We start from the raw sequence: 20,317 nt of genomic DNA on the forward strand, positions 1-20,317 counted from the left end.
CCGCTCCCTCGGGTGAGGGGGCGGGGCACCGGTGCGTCGGAGTCGGGCGGCTCAGCCGGGGATCAGGCCGTCGTCGGAGAGCATCTCGCGCACCTCGTCGAGGGTCGCGTCCGGCGACGGCAGGATCAGTTCGGAGGGCTCCAGGGCGTCGTCCGGGAGGGGCTCACCGAGCCTGCGGACCTCGTCGAGCAGCGCGCACAGGGTCCGGCGGAAGCCGGCGGAGTCCCCCGACTCCATCTCTGCGAGCAGCTCGTCGTCCAGCTTGTTCAGCTCGACGAAGTGGCTGTCGGCCAGCGTCCACTGGCCCTCCCCCATGATCCGTACGATCATGACGCGTCCTTCGGGCTCGTTCCTGCTCGCTGCGGCTTCCCGCTCTGCTGCTCGCTCTACTGCTTGTCGAAGCGGGGCTGGGACTGCTGCTGGTCCTGCGGCGCGGCCGCGCCGTTGCCGCCCTCGATGGCCTGCTTCGAGGCCGAGGGCCCACCGGCGAGCTCCGCCTTCATCCGCTGGAGCTCCAGCTCGACGTCCGTACCGCCGGACAGCCGGTCAAGCTCGGCCTGGATGTCGTCCTTGGCCAGGCCCGACTGGTCGTCGAGAGCGCCCGAGGCGAGCAGCTCGTCGATCGCGCCGGCCCGTGCCTGGAGCTGCGCCGTCTTGTCCTCGGCGCGCTGGATGGCCACACCGACGTCGCTCATCTCCTCCGAGATGCCGGAGAAGGACTCGGCGATCCGGGTCTGCGCCTGGGCAGCCGTGTACGTCGCCTTGATGGTCTCCTTCTTCGTACGGAAGGCGTCCACCTTGGCCTGGAGGCGCTGCGCCGCCAGCGTGAGCTTCTCCTCCTCGCCCTGCAGCGTCTGGTGCTGCACCTCGAGGTCGCTCACCTGCTGCTGGAGCGCCGCCCGCCGGGAGAGCGCCTCACGGGCCAGGTCCTCGCGGCCGAGCGCCAGCGCCTTGCGGCCCTGGTCCTCCAGCTTCGCGGACTGACCCTGGAGCTGGTTCAGCTGCAGTTCGAGCCGCTTGCGCGACGTCGCCACGTCGGCGACGCCCCGGCGGACCTTCTGCAGGAGCTCCAGCTGCTTCTGGTAGGAGTAATCGAGGGTCTCGCGCGGATCCTCGGCCCGGTCAAGGGCCTTGTTTGCCTTCGCGCGGAAGATCATCCCCATACGCTTCATGACACCGCTCATGGGCTTCGCGCGCCCCCTTCTGACGGACTCGGCTCAAGCACTCCAACAGGATCCACAGTACGGGCCCTGTCTCCATTGACGCACTGTTCGGGGCCGGATGTGCTCCTCCCCAAGGACGAGTGCGAACGGGCTCTCTCCGGCCCAGGGAGTAGATGGACCTCGGGGAAACCGTGCGTGTCGTCCGTACGTACCCCCACAGACGCGGGCCGATACCAGATCGTTCCCGCCCGCACTGGGGTCCACACCCCCCACCACGTACCCTGGGCTTTGTGTTCCGTAGCCGTTCCAAGGAAGAGAAGGCCCCCACCGACAAGGTGACGGCGGACCTCTCCAAGCAGCCCCGCGACCCCGAGGCCCCCAAGGGCCGCCCGACCCCGAAGCGGAGTGAGGCGCAGACCCAGCGCCGTCGCGCCGCGACGGTGCCGACCGACCGCAAGGAGGCCGCCAAGCGCCAGCGCGAGGCCCGCCGCTCCGACCTGGCACGCCAGCGCGAGGCGCTGGCCAGCGGCGACGAGCGTTATCTGCCGGCCCGCGACAAGGGTCCGGTCCGCCGCTTCGTGCGCGACTTCGTCGACTCGCGCTTCGCGATCGCCGAGTTCTTCCTGCCGATGGCCGTGGTGATCCTCGTGCTGTCGATGATCCGTGTCCCGGTGCTGCAGAACGTCTCTCTGCTGCTCTGGCTCGGTGTGATCGTGATGATCGTCATCGACTCGATCGGCATCTGGCTCCGTCTGAAGAAGCAGCTCAACGAGCGCTTCCCGAACGAGCCGAAGCGCGGTGCCGTGGCCTACGGCCTGATGCGTACGCTCCAGATGCGCCGACTGCGACTGCCGAAGCCGCAGGTCAAGCGCGGAGAGCGGCCCTGAGCGCGGTCGGCTCCGAGTCCGGTACGGATACGGGAGCGGGTGGCAGTCCACTGCTGCCCGCCACCTCTCCGTGGCCGAGCGGGTACGGCGGGCTGCGCGAGACCGTCCGCCAGGAGCTCGTCGCGCGCCAGCTCGACGAGCAGATATCCGGCCGCTACCCGGTGGGGCAGCGGCTGCGGATCCTGGACGCGGGCATGGGGCAGGGCACGCAGGCGCTGCGCCTCGCCAGGGCCGGTCACACGGTGACCGGTCTGGAGTCCGATCCCGAGCTGCTGAAGGCCGCCCGTGACTCGCTGGCCACCGAGCCGGCGGGGATCCGTGAGCGGGTCCGGCTGATCGAAGGCGACGGCCGCGAGACGGGCGTCCACTTCCTGCCGGGCAGCTTCGACGTCGTGCTCTGCCACGGCGTGCTGATGTACGCGGACGAGCCGGACGCTCTCCTCGCGGGCCTCGCCCGCATGCTGGCGCCCGGTGGTCTGCTCTCCCTGGTCGTCCGGAACGCCGACGCCCTGGCCATGCGGCCGGGCCTGGCCGGGGACTGGTCGGGCGCGCTGTCCGGCTTCGAGTCGGACACGTACACCGACGACAACGGATTCAAGGTCCGGGCCGACCGGCTCGACGCGCTGACGTCGACGCTGGCGGGCATCGCCGCACCGCTGCACGCCTGGTACGGCGTGCGGGTCTTCACCGACGGGGTGGCGGGCGACGTGGGCCTGCCGGCCGCCGACGAGCTGGAGCGGCTGCTCGCGGCGGAGGACCGGGCCGGGCGGGCGGAGCCGTACCGCAGGGTCGCGGCACTGCTGCATCTGTGCGGGGTCCGGGGCTGACGCCCGCGCGTGTCCGGGGCTGACGCCCGCGCGTGTCCGGGGCTGACGGCCGCACGTGTCCGGGGCCGCCCCCCGCACGTGTCCGGGGCTGACCCCGCGCGTCCGACGCCCCCTGATCGGCCGCCTCCACCGAGGCGTGCGGATCACACGAACGTGATACTCCGGACATGGATGTCTCCCGTGCCCGACGCCTCCTGCTGCCTCTGACGGCCGGCGCCTGCGCGGCGGCCCTCGTCTCGGGCTGCTCGTCCGGCGCCGTGCCACGTGCGGAGGGCTCCACCCAGGCCGCGGCCCCGCTCGTCGCCAACGAGCTCCAGGACGACTACCGGGCCGTGATCAAGGACGTCCTGCCGTCGGTCGTCCAGATCGACGCGTCGGCCGGGCTCGGCTCGGGGGTCGTCTACGACGGCCGGGGGCACATCGTCACCAACGCGCATGTGATCGGCGACGAGAAGTCCTTCCGGGTCACGGCGGCGACCGGCAAGGAGCCGATGGCGGCGCGGCTGGTCGCCACCTACCCCGAGCAGGATCTCGCGGTCATCCGGCTGGACTCCGTGCCGCCCGGGCTGAAGCCGGCGACGTTCGGCGACTCGGCCGAGGTCGACATGGGGCACATCGTGCTGGCGATGGGTTCCCCGCTGGGGCTGTCCGGCAGCGTCACCCAGGGCATCGTCTCGGCGACCGGCCGCACGGTCAGCGAGGGCACCACGGACGGCGGTACGGGGGCGACCATCGGGAACATGGTCCAGACGTCGGCCGCGATCAATCCGGGCAACAGCGGGGGCGCGCTGGTCAACCTGGACGGCGAGGTCATCGGCATCCCGACGCTCGCGGCGTCGGATCCGGGGCTCGGCGGGGGTTCGGTGCCGGGGATCGGCTTCGCGATCCCGGTGTCGATGGTGCGGACCGTCGCGGACCAGATCATCAAGGACGGCAAGGTCACCGACTCGGGCCGGGCTGCCCTGGACATCACGGGCCGGACGGTCCTCGACGAGGCCTACGAGCCCGAGGGGGTCGCTGTGGTCGAGGCGCCGGCCGACGGGGCGGCGGGCCGCGCGGGGATCAGGGCCGGCGATGTGATCACCCGTATCGGGGACGCGCCGGTCACGACGATCACCTCGCTCCAGGAGGCGCTGGCGTCGATGAAGCCGGGCGACAGGGTGACGGTGGTGTACGAGCGGGGAGGCACCGAGGCCAGGGCTCAGGTCACCCTCGGGGAGATCTGAACGGGGCGGCCCCGACCCGCCCGGGTCCGGGCCGCCCGACGTTCGAACGGGGCGGCCCAGGACCCCTCGGGGCCCGGGCCGCCCCGGCGTTCAGGGGCCTAGGCCTCCGCGGCCGAGCGGAGGGACATCTTGTAGATCTCCGTGTCGTCCTCGAAGAGCCTGACCTGCTCGGCTCCGCCCTCCAGGAGCTCCTTCCAGACCTCACCGATCCAGGATTCGGCGTCGCCCTGGGTGGTCCAGTCCTCCGGCTCCACCGCGGGAGCCGTCTCCGAGCCGTCGGCCTTCTCGAACCGCCACGTCCATGCCATGTCCGCCTCCTGAGGTTCACCGGATGATCGGTTTCCTGCCCGCAGCGTAGCCGGGCGCGCACCCCTCGCGGCGACGCGGGAGGATCAAGGGGTGGAACTGACTCTGCTCGGCACCGGCGCCCCCCTCGGGCTCCCCCGCCCCGAATGCCCCTGCGCCGTGTGCGCGACCTCCCGTGGCGACCGGGCGCGGGCCGCCACCTCGCTGCTCGTGGACGAGTCGCTGCTGCTCGATCTGACACCCGGGGCCGCGCTGGCGGCCGCCCGGGCCGGGCACTCGCTGGTCGGCGTACGGCAGGTGCTGCTCACGCATCCGCACGACGGACCCGCGGTGGAGGTGCCCGCCGGGCTGCCGGCCGCGGGGCGGGTGCCGGACGGCAGGGAGTTGACGCTGATCAGCGGGCACCGGGTGCGGGCGGTGTCGATGGACTCGCCGGGTACGGGGTACGAGGTGACGTCGCCGGACGGGGAGCGGCTCCTCTATCTGCCGCCCGGCGGCTCCCCCGCCGGACTGCCGGAGGACGACCGGCCACCGTACGACATGGTCGTCATGGACGTCACGGGCCGGTCCGACGCGCTGGCGCGGCTGCGGGCGGCCGGGGCGGTCGGGGCGAGTACCGACGTGATCGCCGTCCATCTCGACCACGACGTGCCGAACGGTGCCGAGCTGGACCGCCGGCTCGCCGCGGCCGGGGCGCGGACGGTGCCGGACGGCACGACCCTGTACGTCGGTGAGTACCACGCCGTGCCCGACGTGCCGCGCCGCACTCTGGTGACCGGCGGGGCGCGGTCGGGCAAGTCGGTGGAGGCCGAGCGGCGCCTGGAGACGTTCCCCGAGGTGCTGTACGTGGCGACCGGCGGGACGCGCGAGGGCGACCCGGAGTGGGCGCAGCGGGTGGCCCTGCACCGGGACCGGCGGCCGGGCTCCTGGCGTACGTCCGAGACCTGCGACCTCGTCCCGCTCCTGCGGGAGGCCGACGGGCCCGCGCTACTGATCGACTGTCTGTCGCTGTGGCTGACGGACGCGATGGACCAGGTGGGGGCCTGGGACGACGAGCGGTGGGCGAACGGCGGGCAGGAGGCGCTGCGGAAGCGGGTCGAGGAGCTGGTGGCGGCGGTCCGCGCCACCTCCCGTACGGTCGTCGCCGTCACCAACGAGGTGGGGTCCGGGGTCGTGCCGGCCACCGCGTCGGGGCGGCGCTACCGGGACGAGCTGGGCCGGCTGAACGCGGCCTTCGGTGACGAGTGCGAGCAGGTGCTCCTCGTCGCAGCGGGCCAGGCTCTGGTGCTGCGCGGGTAGGGTTCGATCACCCATGCCAACGCCGACCGACGTCATGAGGAAGAGCCTTGAACCTGGACGACTTCTCCGATCTGATCGAGCGCCCCGACGGCGGGGTGCGACGTGACGCCGAGGACCGCCGGGAACGGCTGATCGTTCCGCCCGGCGCGCTCGGCCGGCTCGACGAGCTCGGCGAGTGGCTCTCGGCGGCGCAGGGCTCGGTCAAGGTGCGGGCGATCGAGCAGCCGAAGGTGGTGCTCTTCGCGGGCGACCACGGGGTGGCGTCGCTCGGGGTGTCGGGCCGCGAGGCCGGGACCGCGCACGAGCTGGTCCGCTCGGTGCTCGACGGGGCGAGCCCGGTGGCGGTGCTGGCCCGCAGCGCACGGGTGCCGGTACGGGTCGTGGACGCCGGTCTGGACTGCGACGCGGAGCTGCTGCCCGCCGAGGTCGTACGGCACCGGGTGCGGCGCGGCAGCGGCCGGATCGACATCGAGAACGCGCTGACCACCGAGGAGACCGAGGCGGCGCTCCGGCTCGGCATGGCGATCGCCGACGAGGAGGCCGACTCGGGCACCGATCTGGTCGTGCTCGGCGATCTCAGCGTGGGCGGCACGACACCGGCCTCGACCCTGATCGCCGCCCTGTGCGGGACGGACGCCTCGGTGGTCACCGGGCGTGGCGGCACGGGCATCGACGATCTGGCGTGGATGCGCAAGTGCGCGGCGGTCCGGGACGCGCTGCGGCGCGCGCGGCCGGTCCTGGGTGACCAGGTGGAGCTGCTGGCCGCGGTGGGCGGGGCGGATCTGGCGGCGATGACGGGCTTCCTGCTGCAGAGCGCCGTCCGCCGGATGCCGGTGGTCCTGGACGGTGTGGTGGCGGCCGCCTGTGCGCTGGTGGCGCAGCGGGCCGCGTTCCGCGCGCCGGACTGGTGGCTGGCGGGCCAGGTGAGCGGGGAGCCGGCTCAGACGAAGGCGCTGGACCGGATGGCACTCAACCCGCTGCTCGATCACGGCGTCACTGTGGGCGAGGGAACCGGGGCATTGCTCGCTCTTCCTCTCGTCCAGGCCGCCGCCGCACTGGCGGCGGAGCTGCCCGAGCGGCCGGAACCGACCATTCCGGAGGACGCGCCGGAGGGCGCGCCCGACGAGGAGAGCTAGACGGATCAGGCGCCGGAAGCGGTCCCTCCCCCAGGACTCACCCTGGGGGCCCATCGCGGGAACCACCGCTTCCGTCGCCCCGCCATGGCAAGCGATGCCCCATATGATCGCTTTTCATGGGAGAGGTCCGTTTGTCCACCGAAGGAACGCCCCGGGGCACCGTCCGCTCGCGGCGCAGCGCCGCGTTCGCCGTCTGGTACCTGCGCGCCGTCACGTTCATCAACTTCCTGAGCGCCGTCTGGGTCGCGCTGGGCCAGGACCTCCGTCGGCACAACACGGACGACTACTTCACGCCGTACCTGCTGACCGCGGGCTTCGCCTCGGGCGTCTTCACGCTCTTCCTGGCGATCACCATGCGCCGCCGCAAGCGCGCCGCGTGGATCCTCAACATCGTCCTCAGCGGTCTCTTCCTGCTGCTCTTCGCCCTCGCCATGGCGTTCCCGGAGATCCGGCAGCACGCGCAGAACTGGATCTCGCTCGTCCTGACCGCCGCGTTCGTCCTCGCGCTGATCCTCGGCCGCAAGGAGTTCTACGCCAAGGGTGACCGCTCCAACCCGCTGCTCGCCACCGCCGTCGCGGTCGGCGGCCTCCTGGTCACCTCGCTCCTGGCCGCGTTCCTGGTCACCGTCACCAACACCTCGACGGGCACCTCCACGTTCCTCGAGCGGTGGCGGTACGGCGTGATGCGGCTGATCACCCTGGCCGCCGACGACTCCCGTTACGACGGGATCGCCACCCCCGGCTGGGTCGATGTCACCATCAACGTGCTGTCCACGCTCCTGATCATCGCCGTGCTCTACGCCGCGTTCCGCTCGCGCCGGGCCGTCGACCCGCTGACGGACGCCGACGAGGAAAGGCTGCGGCTCATCCTGGAGAAGCAGGGCGAGCGCGACTCGCTCGGCTACTTCGCGCTGCGCCGCGAGAAGAGCGTGGTGTGGTCCCCCAGCGAGAAGGCCGCCATCACCTACCGGGTCGTCGGCGGGGTCTCGCTCGCCTCGGGCGACCCGATCGGCGACCCGGAGGCATGGCCCGGTGCCATCGAGCCGTGGCTGGCCGAGGCCCGCGAGCACGGCTGGATCCCGGCCGTGATGGGTGCGAGCGAGGAGGCCGGCACCGTCTACGCCCGGCACGGCCTGGACGCTCTGGAGCTGGGCGACGAGGCGATCGTGGAGACCGACGAGTTCACCCTCGACGGCCGCGCCATGCGGACCGTCCGGCAGGCGTACAACCGGGTGAAGCGGGCCGGGTACGAGGTCCGGATCCGGCGCCACGAGGACATCCCCGCCGACGAGATGGACGCACTGGTCCGCAAGGCCGACGACTGGCGCGACGGCGCCACCGAGCGCGGCTTCTCGATGGCGCTCGGCCGGCTGGGCGACCCTCTGGACGGGCGGTGCGTGATGCTGGAGTGCTCGGACGAGTCGGGCGAGCTGCGGGCGGTGCTCTCCTTCGTCCCCTGGGGCCCGAAGGGGCTCTCCCTGGACCTGATGCGCCGTGACCGGGACGCCGAGAACGGCCTGATGGAGTTCATGGTCATCGAGCTCCTCCAGCGCGCCAAGGAGATCGGGATCACGCAGGTCTCGCTCAACTTCGCCATGTTCCGGTCCGTCTTCGAACGTGGCTCGAAGCTCGGGGCGGGTCCCGTGCTGCGGATGTGGCGTTCACTCCTCAGCTTCTTCTCCCGCTGGTGGCAGATCGAGTCGCTGTACCGCGCCAACGCCAAGTACCGACCGATCTGGGAGCCCCGCTTCATGCTCTTCGAGAAGAGCGCCGACCTGCTGCGCATCGGCCTCGCCGCCGGCCGCGCCGAGGGCTTCCTGGAGGCCCCCGGCCTGCCGAAGTGGATGCACCGCAAACACCTGGAGGGCAAGCGGTGAGGTCCGCGCTCAAGGACTTCGCCCGCCGCGAGTGGGGGCCCCTCTGGACCGCCGTGCGCACCGCGCTCGTCACCCGGCGGTGGAGGGCCGTCCCGATGACGCTGGGCGCGGTCTGCCTCACGGCGCTCTTCCAGCTCGTCCAGAACCAGGACTGGGGCTATCAGCCGGTCCAGAACATCGGCTCGGTGCGCGCCGAGGACCCGCTGTGGCTCGCGCTGCTGCGTACCCCGCTCTCCCTCTTCGTACCGGCGCTCGACCTGCCCGTGTGGGGCGCGCTCGCGCAGATCCTGCTGGTCTTCGGCATGGCCGAGATCTGTCTGGGGCGGTGGCGGACCCTCGTCATCGCCTATCTGGCGACGCTGGCCGGGACGCTGTACGCGCGCGTGGGCATCGCGCTCGGTCCGGACGGGCCGCTGGGGCTGCCCGCCTCCGACGCCCAGGTCGTCGACACCGGCCCGTCGGCGGCCGTGGTCGGCCTGGCCGTGTACGTCTGTTGGCGCCACCGGGCCCGGTGGACCGGCACGCTCGTGGTCGTCGCGATGGTGGTGGAGGTGCTGGTCAAGCCCAACCTGGCGGGCAAGGAGCATCTCGCGGCGATCGCCGCCGTGCTGGTGCTCATCGCGGTCGTGGCCTGGCGCGAGCGGCGTCAGCCGCCACCGCCGGAGCCCGAGCCGGGGGTACGGCCCGGCACCCGTTCCTGGAAACCGCCGATCGCGTCCTGAAGCCTGCGGCGCACCTTGTCCCAGCGCCGGTCGTGCCGGTAGGTGCGCAGCCGGGAGCGGGCGCGGGCCTTGTGGCGGCGGCGGTAGAACTGCCGGGACCACCAGGAGCCGGGCCGGGCGAGGCGGGCCGCCGCGACGACCGCCACGAAGGGCACCAGGGTCCCGACCACCGCCAGCCGGAACTTCCCCTTCACCAGGGCGATCAGGACGAAGAGGAAGTTGACGAGCAGCGTGAGGACGAAGACGGCCCGGTTCTGCCGCTCGTCCGGTGTCAGTTCGTTGACGCCGAGCGGCGAGAAGCCGCCGAGGACGAGCACCACCAGGGCGGCGGTGAGGACGACGACCTCGACGCTCTTGCGCCCCTGGTCGCTCCAGTAGACGTCGTCGAGATGGAGGATCAGCGCGAACTCGTCCAGGACGAGCCCCGCGCCGACCCCGAAGATCGCCGCGAAGACACAGGCGGTGACCCCCTCCCGGCCGCTGGCGACCGCCCCGAAACCGCCGGCGACGACGAGGACGACGCCCGGCACGACGTGGTGGATGTGCAGCCCGCCGGCGGACTTCACATTGCCGAACGGGCCCTTCCCCGCCCGGATCATCCGCACGATCATCCGCGTGACCAGGAAGGTCACCACGAACGAGAACAGGGCGATGAGCAGCGGGAGCTTCCCCGGCTCGACGAAGTTGCGGTAGAACCAGTGACCCATGCCACCCGCTTCAGATATGCGCCGTTTACGCGTTATGCGCAATTTACAGGGTAGGGCGCTGCCTTACCCTGCCCGGATGGACGGCCTGCGTTTCGCCTTCGGCACCCTCACCGTGCTCCCCGCCCGCATCACCCGCTGGGACAGGGACGCGGCGCGGGCCGGCATGCTCTGGGCCCCGCTGGCGGGCCTCGTCGTCGGCCTGCTCGCGGCCGCGCTCGGCGGGGTGCTCCTGCTGCTCGGCTCCGGTCCGCTGCTCGCCGCGGTCGCCACGGCGGCCGTACCAGCGCTGCTGACCCGCGGTCTGCACCTGGACGGACTCGCGGACACGGCGGACGGGCTCGGCAGCGCGAAGCCGGCCGAGGACGCGCTGCGCATCATGAAGCAGTCGGACATCGGCCCGTTCGGTGTGATCGTGCTGCTCTTCGTCCTGCTCGCCCAGGTCGCCGCGCTGTACAGGCTGTACGAGGAGGGCTGGGCCTACGGCGCGGTCGGCGCCGTCCTCGCCGCGACCGTCGCCCGGCTCGCCCTCACCCACGCCTCCCGCGAGGGGATCCCGGCCGCCCGCCCCGAGGGCCTGGGCGCGATGGTCGCCGCCACCGTCCCGGCCCGCGCCGCGTCCCTGGTCACCGCGGCCGTCCTGGTGACGTGCGCCGCGGCGGGGGCGCTGTTCTCCCCGTACGACGCCCTGCGCCATGTCCTCGCGGCCGGCGCGGGCCTCGCCGCGGCGGCGCTGCTGCTGCGCCGCTGCGTGCGGAGGTTCGGCGGGGTGACGGGCGATGTGTTCGGAGCGGTGGAGGAAGTGACGGCCACCGTGGTGCTCGTGGCTCTGACGCTGGGCACGGTCCAGCCGGCCGCCTAGCCGGCCGCTCGACCGGCCGCCTAGCCGGCCGCTCGACCGGCCGCCTGGCCGGACGCCGTCCGGAGGGGCTCCCGGGTCAGGGCGTGCGGGAGCGTGCCCCACGGGTGGGGGCCCGGTCCGGGGACCGCGCAGTGGACGCGCGTCGTCGGGAGCGCGTCGCGCGGGGCCGCGTAGACCAGATGGCAGTAGTGGTCGGCGAGCGGCAGGTCGAGGCCCCGGTAGGAGTCCCAGGGCCCTTCGAAGGTGACCAGCAGGTCGGCGAGTTCGGCGTACCCCGGGTCGGGGTGCGCGCCGTGGTTGAGGACCAGGGTGCGGGCACCCGCCGCGCGGGCGGCGACGCCGATCCGGCGGACGTGGGCGAGGGCCTCGGGGGAGGTCGGCACCTGGTCGAGGAAGGCGCCGTCCGCCCCGTACCAGTCGCGGTGGCGCAGCAGTTCGGCGACGACCTCACCGTGCGGGCGGCGCCCGTAGGCGGTGTCGGTGTAGCCGAGGACGCGGGTCCCCGCGGCGCGGAGCCGTTCGGCGACGGCGGCGAAGGCCGGGTCGGGGGCGGCCCCCGCGCCGTTCGCGGGGTTGAGGACGACGCCGTACAGCGACGGCGCCGCCTCGACCACGGCGTCCCAGGCTTCGGGGCGGTCGGCGGGATGCTCGTAGAAGGGCAGGAGGAGGGAGGGGTGGTTCACGGGCCTTCCTCAGACGCGGTGGGCGGTCGGGCGGACGAGCAGCGCGCACGTCAGGACGGCGAGTACGAGCGCGGCCACGGCGGAGACGGCCGGGCCCGAACTCGGGGCGAGGGTCTGGGTGGCGGCGGCGGCCACGCAGACGACGGCCGCGCTGCGCACCGCGCCGAACGCCTGGAGGAGCAGCCCGAGCCAGAGCACGACCCCGACGAACAGCAGCCCGAGCAGCCGTGCGCCGCCCAGCGCCTCCGCGCCGGGCCACAGCAGGGTGCCCGCGGTGGCCAGGACGAGGAGGACGGCGAGATAGGCACCGAGGCAGCGGACGAGCGTCCCGGCCGCCGCCCGCCGGAAGGCGCGGGCGGTGGTGAGCGTCCGCATCTCGGCGAGGCTCACCCTGCGGAAACGATGCAGCAGCCACTCGGCCGGCCCCATCGAGAGCGTGAGCGCGACCACGGGTCCGGCGCCCGTCACAAGGGCGTCGCCGGTCCCCGCGTACAGCACGAGCAGTCCGGTCCCGAGGCCGAACGCGCCGTACGGAAGAGAGGCGGCGAGCGGGGGCCCCGAGCGGGGCCGGCGTGCGTTCCGGCCCGGGCGCAGCACCGTGGCCGCGAAGGCGACCGCGGCCCCCAGGGAGAGGGCCGGCAGCCCGGCCCTGACCGGGTCGGGGAGGTCGTACCAGAACGCGGGTACGGCTCCGAGGAGCGGTGTCAGCGCGCAGAGCAGCGCGCGTTCACGGCCGAGGACGAGCAGGACGGTCGCGGCGCCCAGATAGAGGGCCTGCCCCGCCGCGAACACCACGACGGGCCACTCGCCGGGGCCCGCGGCCGCGAACGCGACCGCCGCGCCGAGGAGCGCGCCCGCCGGGGCGCCGACGAGCAGGGCGCGGGCGGCCGCCGTCGGGTCGCCGAGACCGAGCCAGGAGTACGCGCGATGGGCCAGGGCCTGGTTCCACACCCACCCGGCCACGGCCCCCGCGAGCAGCGGGGCCGTGCTCGGCCCGCCGAGGAGCGGCGCCCCCAGGACGTAGGCGAGCCCGGGCAGGGCGAAGACGAGACCGCGCAGCAGACAGCCCGTCAGCCCGAGGTGCCACGGCCCGGCGGGGGCGGCCTCGGGCTGGGGGTGGTGGCGCTCCACGCGCGCGTAGAGGTCCTCGGCGAGGGCGAAGGAGTCGGCGCGCCCGTAGGTGAGCCGTATGTGGTCGTCCGTCATGCCGTCGGACTCCAGGATCGCGGCTATCTCGTCCGGATGCACGGCGTCGGCCGCCAACGCGCTGAGCCGGTCGGCGAGTTGGTCGAGGGGATCGTCGGCACAGACCGTGCCGTGCGGGGCGGCGGCCACGCGCTGCCGGGGGATCACGGGCAGGGTGTCGCGCATCGTGCCGTTCTTGAGCCAGAGGGAGCCGCTCATGACAGGGAGCCTCCACCGACGAGTTCCTGGCGCCAGGGGTCGGTGAGGAGCGCCGTCCAGTCCTCCGCCTCCGGCACGGCGTGGAGGGGCCGGCCGGCGAGTTCGCGGTAGATCCGGCGGAAGCCGTCCACCGAGCGGTGCAGGGTGAACCGGTCGACGACCCGCTGCCGGGCTCTTCGTCCCAGTTCGGCCCGCCGCTCCCCGTCCCGCAGCAGTTCCGTGACCGCCGCGGCCATCACCGCGGGCTCGCGCGGCGGGACGACGAGTCCGGTGTCACCCACGGCCTCCCGTACGCCGCCGACGTCCGTGGAGACGGTGGCCCGGCCGCAGGACATCGCCTCGATCAGGGAGAACGGAAAGCCCTCGCTGATGGAGGAGAGCATCACCACGCTCCCGGCCGCATAGGCGCGGGCCACGTCGGAGACCCGCCCCTCGAAGGTGATGCCGTCGGTCACGCCCAGCTCGGCGGCGAGCTTCTCCAGGCGGGTGAGGTAGTCCTCGTTGCCCGCCGGGACCGGTCCGAACAACCGCAGCCGCAGCTCCGGCAGTTCGGCACGGGTGATGGCGTACGCCCGGATCAGCGTCTCCAGGTCCTTGATGGGGTCGACCCGGCCGCACCAGCTGAGCGTGGGGACCTCCGGCTCGGGGCCCGCGTCGGGGAACGCCGCCGGGTCGACGCCGTTGTAGACGGTCCGGATGCGGTCGGCGGGAGCGCCGCCGCGCTCCTCCCAGCGCCGGTTGTACTGGTTGCAAGGGGTGATGAGGTCGGCCTTGCGGTAGCCGAGGGTGTTGAGCTCGCGGTAGAAGCCGAGCATCAGGGCCTTGACCGGCCAGCGCTGGGCCTCGGTGCGGTAGCCGAGGTAGCGCTCGCGCAGATAGATGCCGTGTTCGGTCAGCAGGAAGGGCACTCCTTCGAAGTGCTGGGCCGCCAGGGCCGGCAGGGTCGCCAGTCCGCTGGAGACCGCGTGCGCGACGCTGTCGTCGGGTATCCGGGCGGCGAGCGGGCGCAGCGCGTGTTCGAGCAGGTCGGTGGCGGTGAGCGCGTCGTGGACGGTGGGCCGGGCGGCCGCCGTCGGCAGATGCGGCATGGTCCAGATCCACATCAGCGAGCGCAGCACGCGCTCGGAGCGCAGGGCGGCGGTGAGGCCGCCGCGCCGGGCCAGTTCGGCGAGGGCGTAGAGGCTGTCGCCGAAGTCGCAGCCCGAGCCGGGGTCGAGGATGGAGAGCAGGAAGCGCTCGTAGGTGTCGATGAAGCGGCGGCGCTCACGGCCCCGTGGGGGCCGCCCCCGCTCCGGGGCGGTGCCCCAGAGCGGGAAGGCGGTGTGCCGGTAGATGTTCGGCGGCAGCTCCCAGGTCACGGGTTCGCGGCCGCTGCCGGTGAGGGCGAGGATCTGGAAGTCGACCTCGGGCATGCCCCGGACGAGCTGGTCGCACCAGGTGCTCACTCCCCCGTGGACGTGCGGATAGGTGCCTTCGGTGAGCATGGTGACGTGACGGCCACTGCTCGGCATGTGCGTTTCCCCCAGAACGTACGGGCAAGTGGTCAGGCAGAACGTACGGGCAGGTGGTCAGGCGGTCGGGAGCTTGAGCGTGATCGCGGACTGCAGCGCCTCCGGGCCGGTCCAGGCCGAGCGCGCTCCGGCGTAGGGCGTCCCGAACACGCCGGTGCCGAGAAGGAGTTGCTTGCGCGTGCCCTCGGGGACGGTGACCGGGGCGGTCACCCCGGAGGGCGCCTTCACGGTGACCGTGGCGCCGATGCGGTACGCGGTGACCTGGCCGGCCGCGAGCGCCCGGTCCCAGGCGGCGCGGCGGTCCAGCTCGGTGCCGACGTCACGCTGACGCGGGGTCACCAGCGGGGTGTTGTCGGCGAACAGCCCCCGGTAGTCGGCGAGGACCCGGTCGAGGACGGGGTAGAGGATGCGGTCCTCGGCCAGGTTCGACTGGTGGACGTAGTGCGGGCGCGGGTCGTTCGCCACCACGTGGGAGAGGGCCGTGCGGGCCTCCTGCGGGACGATGTGGGTGGCGTACCCGGTGGCGGTGTCGAGCGGGGCGGGCAGGCAGGTGGAGGCCGGGTTGGACTCGCAGATCCCGCTGCCGCCGTCGGCCCGCGAGGTGTAGACCCAGTTGTACTCGTCGGCCATCTCGGCGGCCGTCCCCACGTTGTAGTACACGTTCATGGGGTGGCGCGGGACGGTCTTCGCGGCGCCGACGGGACGCTGCTGGGGCTCGCGGGAGTTGTCGCTCGCGATCCACTTCACGCCGTTGTCGGAGAGCGCGCCGGCCAGGTTGGGGTTGTCGACGGGCTGCTGCGGCGCGGTCTTGAGGCCGGAGTGCTCGCCGGTGACGAGTTCGGTGCGGTCCACCGAGATGCCCTTGGCGACGGCCCAGTTGTGGTTGTCGCGGATCTGTCCGGCGATCGCGCTGCGGCTCGTCCACAGCGTCGCACCGGTCGCGTTCTTCGCGCACTGCCAGGGGACGGTGGAGTTGTCCTGCACGCAGCCGAGGAACGGGTGGGTGTAGGTGTGGTTGATCCAGCGGTACTGGGCGCGGTCGGCGATCAGCCGCGCGGCGAGCGGGTCGGTGCCCCCGTGCTCGGTCTTCCACTGCTCGCCCTGGCCGCCGTTGTAGACCATGTCCAGGGTGAAGCCCGCGGACTTCTGCCAGGCGGCGGCGTACGTGGCGTCGGCGGCGGTCATCCGGATCGGGTTCTCGCCGGCCTCGCCGTCGCCGCCGGGGCAGTCGAAGTCGCCGGGGGTGCAGTCGCGGACTGTGTCCCAGCGGGCGTCGGGGGCGAAGACGTCGTCGACGTGGACGGAGAAGTAGTTCCGGTTCTGCCCGAGGTGGACGCCCTGGGTGAGCCACTCGACGATGCCGCGGGAGAGGGCCCGGAACTGCCGCTGGTACTGGTTGTAGGCGAAGGTGACGACCAGTTCGCGCCGCCCGTCGTGGGCGTACTCGCCGATCAGGCTGGCCCGTCCGCCGCCGTCGACGGGGATGTCGAGGAGGCTGGTGAAGCCCTCGCGCGGACGGCCCGCGTAGCCGTAGCTCTCGGAGATCGACGGATCGTTGTCCTCGAAGGTCACCGGTCCGTCCAGGTAGCGGAAGGGGCCGGCCTTGCCGACGGCGGTGACGGCGGCGGAGGCCCCGTCGAGGGGACCGGAGAAGCCGCCGTCGCTGGTGTAGTCGAGGCCGACACCGGGGTGGGCCCAGGTGTACGCATCGACCTGCGGGATGCCGAAGGTCTTCTCGTACGCCACGAGCGCAGCCTGCTCGGCGGAGTCGGGCCCGAAGGCGGACTCGTGGGGCAGGACGACACCCTGGTACTTGGCGCGGGGGCGCCCCGAGACCGTGTCGCTGAGGAAGGCGGCGTCGATGACCGGGCGGCCGGAATCGGCCAGATCGACCCGGCGGTACGGGACTCCGGTGGAACGCAGCTCGGCGGTGATCGCCTCCACCGCACCGCCTCCGTCGTCGACGACCAGGACGGCGAGGTCGATCCGCGGGACCGGCGGCGTGGCGGCGCTCGCTCCCGCCGACGGGACGACGGTGGCGAGGAGCGCGGCCGCGATCAGGGCTGCGGTCCTGGAAGTACCTCCCAGGCCAGAGGCCCTGGGGGAGGTTCGGGGCGTGCGGGATCCGGCAGAGTCCATCGGTGTCGTGTCCCCCCTCGACAGGCCTACCGGGTGCGGAGGACCTGTGGAGATGATGCGGATGGTGCAAAGGGGCGGGTGCCGCCCTTGCGCGAATGAGGCGAGTGTGGACGAGCTCTCCGACCTTGAGGGGTAAACGTGAAAGAGACACCACGGATGAGTGAATCACCGTCGCCGTGAGCGAACACGAAGAGCGAGCGTAGGCTCGTTCTCGGCGCTCCTCGGGCCGAAATACGATGCGGCGGGCACGGTCGGCCCATCCCTCGACCGCCACAGAACTCAACGGAAGCGAGATTTCACCACCGTGACTGCTCTCACTCTCAGCACAGCCGGGGCCGCGACGCTGCGCGCCGACGCCCTCGTCGTCGGTGTCGCGAAGTCCGGCAAGGGCCTGGTCGTCGCCCCCGGCGCCGAGGCCGTGGACAAGGCGTTCGACGGCAGGCTCGCCGCCGTCCTGGAGACCCTGGGTGCCGCGGGTGCCGAGGGTGAGGCCATCAAGCTGCCCGCCCCCGCCGGTCTGAAGACCCCCGTCGTGCTCGCGGTCGGCCTGGGCTCCGCCCCCGAGGACGGCGCGGCGTACGGCGCCGAGACGCTCCGCCGCGCCGCCGGCACCGCTGCCCGCGCCCTGAACGGTGCCAAGAAGGCCGCGTTCGCGCTGCCGATCACGGCCACCGACGACGCCGAGGCGATCGCCGAGGGTGCGCTGCTCGGTGCGTACGCCTACACCGCGTACCAGGAAAGCAAGAACGGCAAGGACGCGAAGAAGCCGCTGGCCGAGGTGACCCTGCTCGGCGCCAAGCCGCGTGACAAGGCCTTCAAGGCCGCCGCCGAGCGCGCGCAGGCGGTCTCCGAAGAGATCAACCGCGCCCGCGACCTGATCAACATGCCGCCGAACGACCTCTACCCCGAGACGTTCGCCGCCGTCGTCACCGCCGCGGGCAAGGAGCACGGCCTCAAGGTGCAGGTGCTCGACGAGAAGGCGCTCGACAAGGGCGGCTACGGCGGCATCCTCGGCGTCGGCAAGGGCGCCGTCCGCGGCCCGCGCCTGGTCCGCGTCGCCTACACCCACCCGAAGGCGGAGAAGACCCTCGCCCTGGTCGGCAAGGGCATCACCTACGACTCGGGCGGCATCTCCCTGAAGCCGGCCGGCCACAACGAGACGATGAAGTGCGACATGAGCGGCGCGGCCGCCGTCTTCGCCGCGGTCGTCGCCGCCTCCCGCCTCGGTCTGGCCGTCAACGTGACCGGCTGGCTGGCGCTCGCCGAGAACATGCCCTCGGGCTCCGCCACCCGCCCCGGCGACGTCCTGCGCATGTACAGCGGCAAGACCGTCGAGGTCCTCAACACCGACGCCGAGGGCCGGCTCGTCCTCGCTGACGCCCTGACCAGGGCGTCGGAGGAGAACCCGGACGCGATCGTCGACGTGGCGACCCTGACCGGCGCGATGGTGCTGGCCCTGGGCAACCGGACCTTCGGCATCATGGCCAACGACGACGACTACCGCACCGCGATCCACGAGATCGCCGAGCAGGTCGGCGAGCAGTCCTGGCCGATGCCGCTCCCGGCGGACCTGCGCAAGGGCATGGACTCCCCCACCGCGGACATCGCGAACATGGGCGAGCGGATGGGCGGCGGCCTGGTCGCCGGTCTCTTCCTCCAGGAGTTCGTCGGCGAGGGCATCACCTGGGCCCACCTCGACATCGCCGGCCCGGCCTTCCACGAGGGCGCGCCCTACGGCTACACCCCCAAGGGCGGCACGGGCTCCGCGGTCCGCACGCTGGTGAAGCTGGCCGAGCGCACGGCCGACGGCGAGCTCTGACCGTCCCCGGGGTCACCCCCGGCCGCCGCGGCCCCCGGGAATCCTCCCGGGGGCCGCGGCGTTCCCGTCCTGCGTGGAGCCCGTCGGGGCGCCGTCCCCCTGGGGCCCGTTGCGCTCTCGACGAAATCCGTAGGTTCGTACGCCGCTGTTACCCGCCCGTACGGACGATCGCCCGGTCTCACACACCGGCCCCGCGTCCCGCCGTCCGGCAACAAGTGCGAAGATGGGTTCTCGGCAGGACAGGGCCCCCACCACAGGGCCGACGAAAAAGCGGCCGAACACCAGCCGCCGCCCGGTCATCGGAGACCGGCGCCCGGCGCACATGCATGGAGGACGTGACGTGGCGAACGACGCCAGCACCGTTTTCGACCTAGTGATCCTCGGCGGCGGTAGCGGCGGTTACGCCGCGGCGCTGCGCGGAGCGCAGCTGGGCCTGGACGTCGCACTGATCGAGAAGAACAAGCTCGGCGGCACCTGCCTGCACAACGGCTGCATCCCGACGAAGGCCCTGCTCCACGCCGGTGAGGTCGCCGACCAGACCCGCGAGGCGGAGCAGTTCGGTGTCAAGGCCTCCTTCGAGGGCATCGACATCAAGGCCGTCCACAAGTACAAGGACGACGTGATCTCGGGCCTGTACAAGGGTCTCCAGGGTCTCGTCGCCTCCCGCAAGGTGACGTACATCGAGGGCCACGGCCGGCTCTCCTCCCCGACCTCCGTCGATGTGGACGGCCGCCGCGTCGAGGGTCGTCACGTCCTCCTCGCCACCGGTTCCGTACCGAAGTCGCTGCCGGGCCTGGAGATCGACGGCAACCGGATCATCTCCTCGGACCACGCGCTGACCCTGGACCGCGTCCCGGAGTCCGCGATCATCCTCGGCGGCGGTGTCATCGGCGTCGAGTTCGCCTCCGCGTGGAAGTCCTTCGGCACCGACGTCACGGTCATCGAGGGCCTGAAGCACCTGGTCCCGGTCGAGGACGAGAACAGCTCCAAGCTTCTTGAGCGCGCCTTCCGCAAGCGCGGCATCAAGTTCAACCTCGGCACGTTCTTCCAGTCCGCCGAGTACACCGACAGCGGTGTCAAGGTCACCCTCGCCGACGGCAAGACCTTCGAGGCCGAGGTCCTGCTCGTCGCCATCGGCCGCGGGCCGGTCTCGGCCGGTCTCGGCTACGAGGAGCAGGGTGTCGCGATGGACCGCGGCTACGTCCTCGTCGACGAGTACATGCGGACCAACGTGCCCACGATCTCGGCGGTCGGCGACCTCGTCCCGACCCTGCAGCTGGCCCACGTCGGCTTCGCCGAGGGCATCCTGGTCGCGGAGCGTCTGGCCGGTCTGAAGACCGTTCCGATCGACTACGACGGCGTGCCCCGGGTGACGTACTGCCACCCCGAGGTCGCCTCCGTCGGTATCACCGAGGCCAAGGCCAAGGAGATCTACGGCGCGGACAAGGTCGTCGCCCTGAAGTACAACCTGGCGGGCAACGGCAAGAGCAAGATCCTGAAGACCGCGGGCGAGATCAAGCTCGTCCAGGTCAAGGACGGTGCCGTGGTCGGCGTCCACATGGTCGGTGACCGCATGGGCGAGCAGGTCGGCGAAGCGCAGCTGATCTACAACTGGGAGGCGCTGCCGGCCGAGGTAGCGCAGCTCATCCACGCCCACCCGACGCAGAACGAGGCGCTCGGCGAGGCGCACCTGGCGCTTGCCGGCAAGCCTCTGCACTCCCACGACTGACGCTCACGTCATCACGGGCGCGA

Annotated in this window: 18 protein-coding genes; 10 read left to right on the plus strand and 8 right to left on the minus strand. The window is 72.5% G+C overall.

The window, feature by feature from the left end:
- Positions 1–51 precede the first annotated feature (51 nt).
- Together ACFY8U_RS22705 and ACFY8U_RS22710 are read right to left on the minus strand one after the other, a co-directional pair.
- Entirely contained in the window at positions 52–330 is a 279-nt protein-coding gene (locus ACFY8U_RS22705) for a hypothetical protein (RefSeq protein WP_361433214.1), read from the minus strand.
- Positions 331–386: 56 nt separating this feature from the next.
- Complete coding sequence (locus tag ACFY8U_RS22710) at positions 387–1,184, minus strand: PspA/IM30 family protein (RefSeq protein WP_361593299.1); 798 nt, start codon at positions 1,182–1,184, stop codon at positions 387–389.
- A 269-nt stretch (positions 1,185–1,453) separates the two neighbouring features.
- Between ACFY8U_RS22710 and ACFY8U_RS22715 the strand changes: the two genes are divergently transcribed.
- The 3 genes from ACFY8U_RS22715 to ACFY8U_RS22725 all read left to right on the plus strand — a co-directional run bounded on the left by ACFY8U_RS22715 (position 1,454) and on the right by ACFY8U_RS22725 (position 4,103).
- The gene (locus tag ACFY8U_RS22715) at positions 1,454–2,050 is read left to right on the plus strand and encodes a DUF3043 domain-containing protein (RefSeq protein ID WP_361433217.1); all 597 of its coding nucleotides are present in this window, start codon (positions 1,454–1,456) and stop codon (positions 2,048–2,050) included.
- A gap of 92 nt (positions 2,051–2,142) precedes the next feature.
- The gene (locus ACFY8U_RS22720) at positions 2,143–2,877 is read left to right on the plus strand and encodes a class I SAM-dependent methyltransferase (RefSeq protein ID WP_389573274.1); all 735 of its coding nucleotides are present in this window, start codon (positions 2,143–2,145) and stop codon (positions 2,875–2,877) included.
- Between the two features lie 167 nt (positions 2,878–3,044).
- Positions 3,045–4,103 (plus strand): S1C family serine protease, encoded by a 1,059-nt coding sequence (locus tag ACFY8U_RS22725; protein WP_389572882.1) that lies wholly within the window; start codon positions 3,045–3,047, stop codon positions 4,101–4,103.
- Positions 4,104–4,201: 98 nt separating this feature from the next.
- Here ACFY8U_RS22725 and ACFY8U_RS22730 read toward each other — a convergent pair whose 3' ends face one another.
- Positions 4,202–4,411 (minus strand): hypothetical protein, encoded by a 210-nt coding sequence (locus ACFY8U_RS22730; protein WP_361593303.1) that lies wholly within the window; start codon positions 4,409–4,411, stop codon positions 4,202–4,204.
- Positions 4,412–4,502: 91 nt separating this feature from the next.
- On the opposite strand from ACFY8U_RS22730, the gene ACFY8U_RS22735 reads away from it, so the two are divergent.
- The 4 genes from ACFY8U_RS22735 to ACFY8U_RS22750 all read left to right on the plus strand — a co-directional run bounded on the left by ACFY8U_RS22735 (position 4,503) and on the right by ACFY8U_RS22750 (position 9,443).
- Positions 4,503–5,708, plus strand: coding sequence for a bifunctional adenosylcobinamide kinase/adenosylcobinamide-phosphate guanylyltransferase (locus ACFY8U_RS22735; RefSeq protein ID WP_389572885.1), 1,206 nt, complete (start codon positions 4,503–4,505; stop codon positions 5,706–5,708).
- A 47-nt stretch (positions 5,709–5,755) separates the two neighbouring features.
- On the plus strand, positions 5,756–6,844 hold the full coding sequence (gene cobT / locus ACFY8U_RS22740) for a nicotinate-nucleotide--dimethylbenzimidazole phosphoribosyltransferase (protein ID WP_389572887.1): 1,089 nt from the start codon (positions 5,756–5,758) through the stop codon (positions 6,842–6,844).
- Between the two features lie 116 nt (positions 6,845–6,960).
- Complete coding sequence (locus ACFY8U_RS22745; RefSeq protein ID WP_389572890.1) at positions 6,961–8,721, plus strand: phosphatidylglycerol lysyltransferase domain-containing protein; 1,761 nt, start codon at positions 6,961–6,963, stop codon at positions 8,719–8,721.
- Positions 8,718–9,443 carry a hypothetical protein gene (locus ACFY8U_RS22750; protein WP_389572892.1) on the plus strand — a complete coding sequence of 242 codons (726 nt, stop codon included), beginning with the start codon at positions 8,718–8,720 and terminating at the stop codon, positions 9,441–9,443. Before ACFY8U_RS22745 ends, ACFY8U_RS22750 begins: the two co-directional genes overlap by 4 nt.
- On the opposite strand, the gene ACFY8U_RS22755 is transcribed toward ACFY8U_RS22750, so the two are convergent.
- Complete coding sequence (locus tag ACFY8U_RS22755; RefSeq protein WP_389572895.1) at positions 9,368–10,150, minus strand: hypothetical protein; 783 nt, start codon at positions 10,148–10,150, stop codon at positions 9,368–9,370. The two genes, ACFY8U_RS22750 and ACFY8U_RS22755, sit on opposite strands and share 76 nt — an antisense overlap.
- A gap of 76 nt (positions 10,151–10,226) precedes the next feature.
- On the opposite strand from ACFY8U_RS22755, the gene cobS reads away from it, so the two are divergent.
- Positions 10,227–11,009 (plus strand): adenosylcobinamide-GDP ribazoletransferase, encoded by a 783-nt coding sequence (cobS, locus tag ACFY8U_RS22760; protein WP_389572898.1) that lies wholly within the window; start codon positions 10,227–10,229, stop codon positions 11,007–11,009.
- Between the two features lie 20 nt (positions 11,010–11,029).
- Here the strand turns inward: cobS and ACFY8U_RS22765 are convergent, their stop codons facing one another.
- Genes ACFY8U_RS22765 through ACFY8U_RS22780 form a run of 4 tightly spaced genes read right to left on the minus strand, consistent with a single transcriptional unit; the run spans position 11,030 to position 16,746 of the window.
- Positions 11,030–11,692 (minus strand): spherulation-specific family 4 protein, encoded by a 663-nt coding sequence (locus ACFY8U_RS22765; RefSeq protein WP_389572900.1) that lies wholly within the window; start codon positions 11,690–11,692, stop codon positions 11,030–11,032.
- A 9-nt stretch (positions 11,693–11,701) separates the two neighbouring features.
- Entirely contained in the window at positions 11,702–13,096 is a 1,395-nt protein-coding gene (locus ACFY8U_RS22770) for a hypothetical protein (RefSeq protein ID WP_389572903.1), read from the minus strand.
- A complete protein-coding gene (gene pelF / locus ACFY8U_RS22775; protein WP_389572905.1) occupies positions 13,093–14,607 on the minus strand; it encodes a GT4 family glycosyltransferase PelF in 1,515 nt (504 codons plus the stop codon). Before pelF ends, ACFY8U_RS22770 begins: the two co-directional genes overlap by 4 nt.
- A 57-nt stretch (positions 14,608–14,664) precedes the next feature.
- Complete coding sequence (locus ACFY8U_RS22780) at positions 14,665–16,746, minus strand: hypothetical protein (RefSeq protein ID WP_389572907.1); 2,082 nt, start codon at positions 16,744–16,746, stop codon at positions 14,665–14,667.
- A gap of 304 nt (positions 16,747–17,050) precedes the next feature.
- Between ACFY8U_RS22780 and ACFY8U_RS22785 the strand changes: the two genes are divergently transcribed.
- Positions 17,051–18,565 (plus strand): leucyl aminopeptidase, encoded by a 1,515-nt coding sequence (locus ACFY8U_RS22785; RefSeq protein WP_361433248.1) that lies wholly within the window; start codon positions 17,051–17,053, stop codon positions 18,563–18,565.
- A 340-nt stretch (positions 18,566–18,905) separates the two neighbouring features.
- Positions 18,906–20,294 carry a dihydrolipoyl dehydrogenase gene (gene lpdA / locus ACFY8U_RS22790; RefSeq protein ID WP_329121381.1) on the plus strand — a complete coding sequence of 463 codons (1,389 nt, stop codon included), beginning with the start codon at positions 18,906–18,908 and terminating at the stop codon, positions 20,292–20,294.
- Positions 20,295–20,317 lie beyond the last annotated feature (23 nt).

It is taken from the genome of Streptomyces sp. NPDC012508, assembly GCF_042902595.1.
Lineage (GTDB): Bacteria > Actinomycetota > Actinomycetes > Streptomycetales > Streptomycetaceae > Streptomyces.

Bases quoted from the DNA above. Each gene is read 5' to 3' on its own strand.
- cobS (WP_389572898.1), top strand. From the start codon at position 10,227: ATGGACGGCCTGCGTTTCGCCTTCGGCACCCTCACCGTGCTCCCCGCC.
- ACFY8U_RS22725 (WP_389572882.1), top strand. From the start codon at position 3,045: ATGGATGTCTCCCGTGCCCGACGCCTCCTGCTGCCTCTGACGGCCGGC.
- ACFY8U_RS22770 (WP_389572903.1), bottom strand. From the start codon at position 13,096: ATGAGCGGCTCCCTCTGGCTCAAGAACGGCACGATGCGCGACACCCTG.
- ACFY8U_RS22755 (WP_389572895.1), bottom strand. From the start codon at position 10,150: ATGGGTCACTGGTTCTACCGCAACTTCGTCGAGCCGGGGAAGCTCCCG.
- ACFY8U_RS22780 (WP_389572907.1), bottom strand. From the start codon at position 16,746: ATGGACTCTGCCGGATCCCGCACGCCCCGAACCTCCCCCAGGGCCTCT.
- ACFY8U_RS22705 (WP_361433214.1), bottom strand. From the start codon at position 330: ATGATCGTACGGATCATGGGGGAGGGCCAGTGGACGCTGGCCGACAGC.
- ACFY8U_RS22730 (WP_361593303.1), bottom strand. From the start codon at position 4,411: ATGGCATGGACGTGGCGGTTCGAGAAGGCCGACGGCTCGGAGACGGCT.
- pelF (WP_389572905.1), bottom strand. From the start codon at position 14,607: ATGCCGAGCAGTGGCCGTCACGTCACCATGCTCACCGAAGGCACCTAT.
- ACFY8U_RS22745 (WP_389572890.1), top strand. From the start codon at position 6,961: ATGGGAGAGGTCCGTTTGTCCACCGAAGGAACGCCCCGGGGCACCGTC.
- ACFY8U_RS22710 (WP_361593299.1), bottom strand. From the start codon at position 1,184: ATGAGCGGTGTCATGAAGCGTATGGGGATGATCTTCCGCGCGAAGGCA.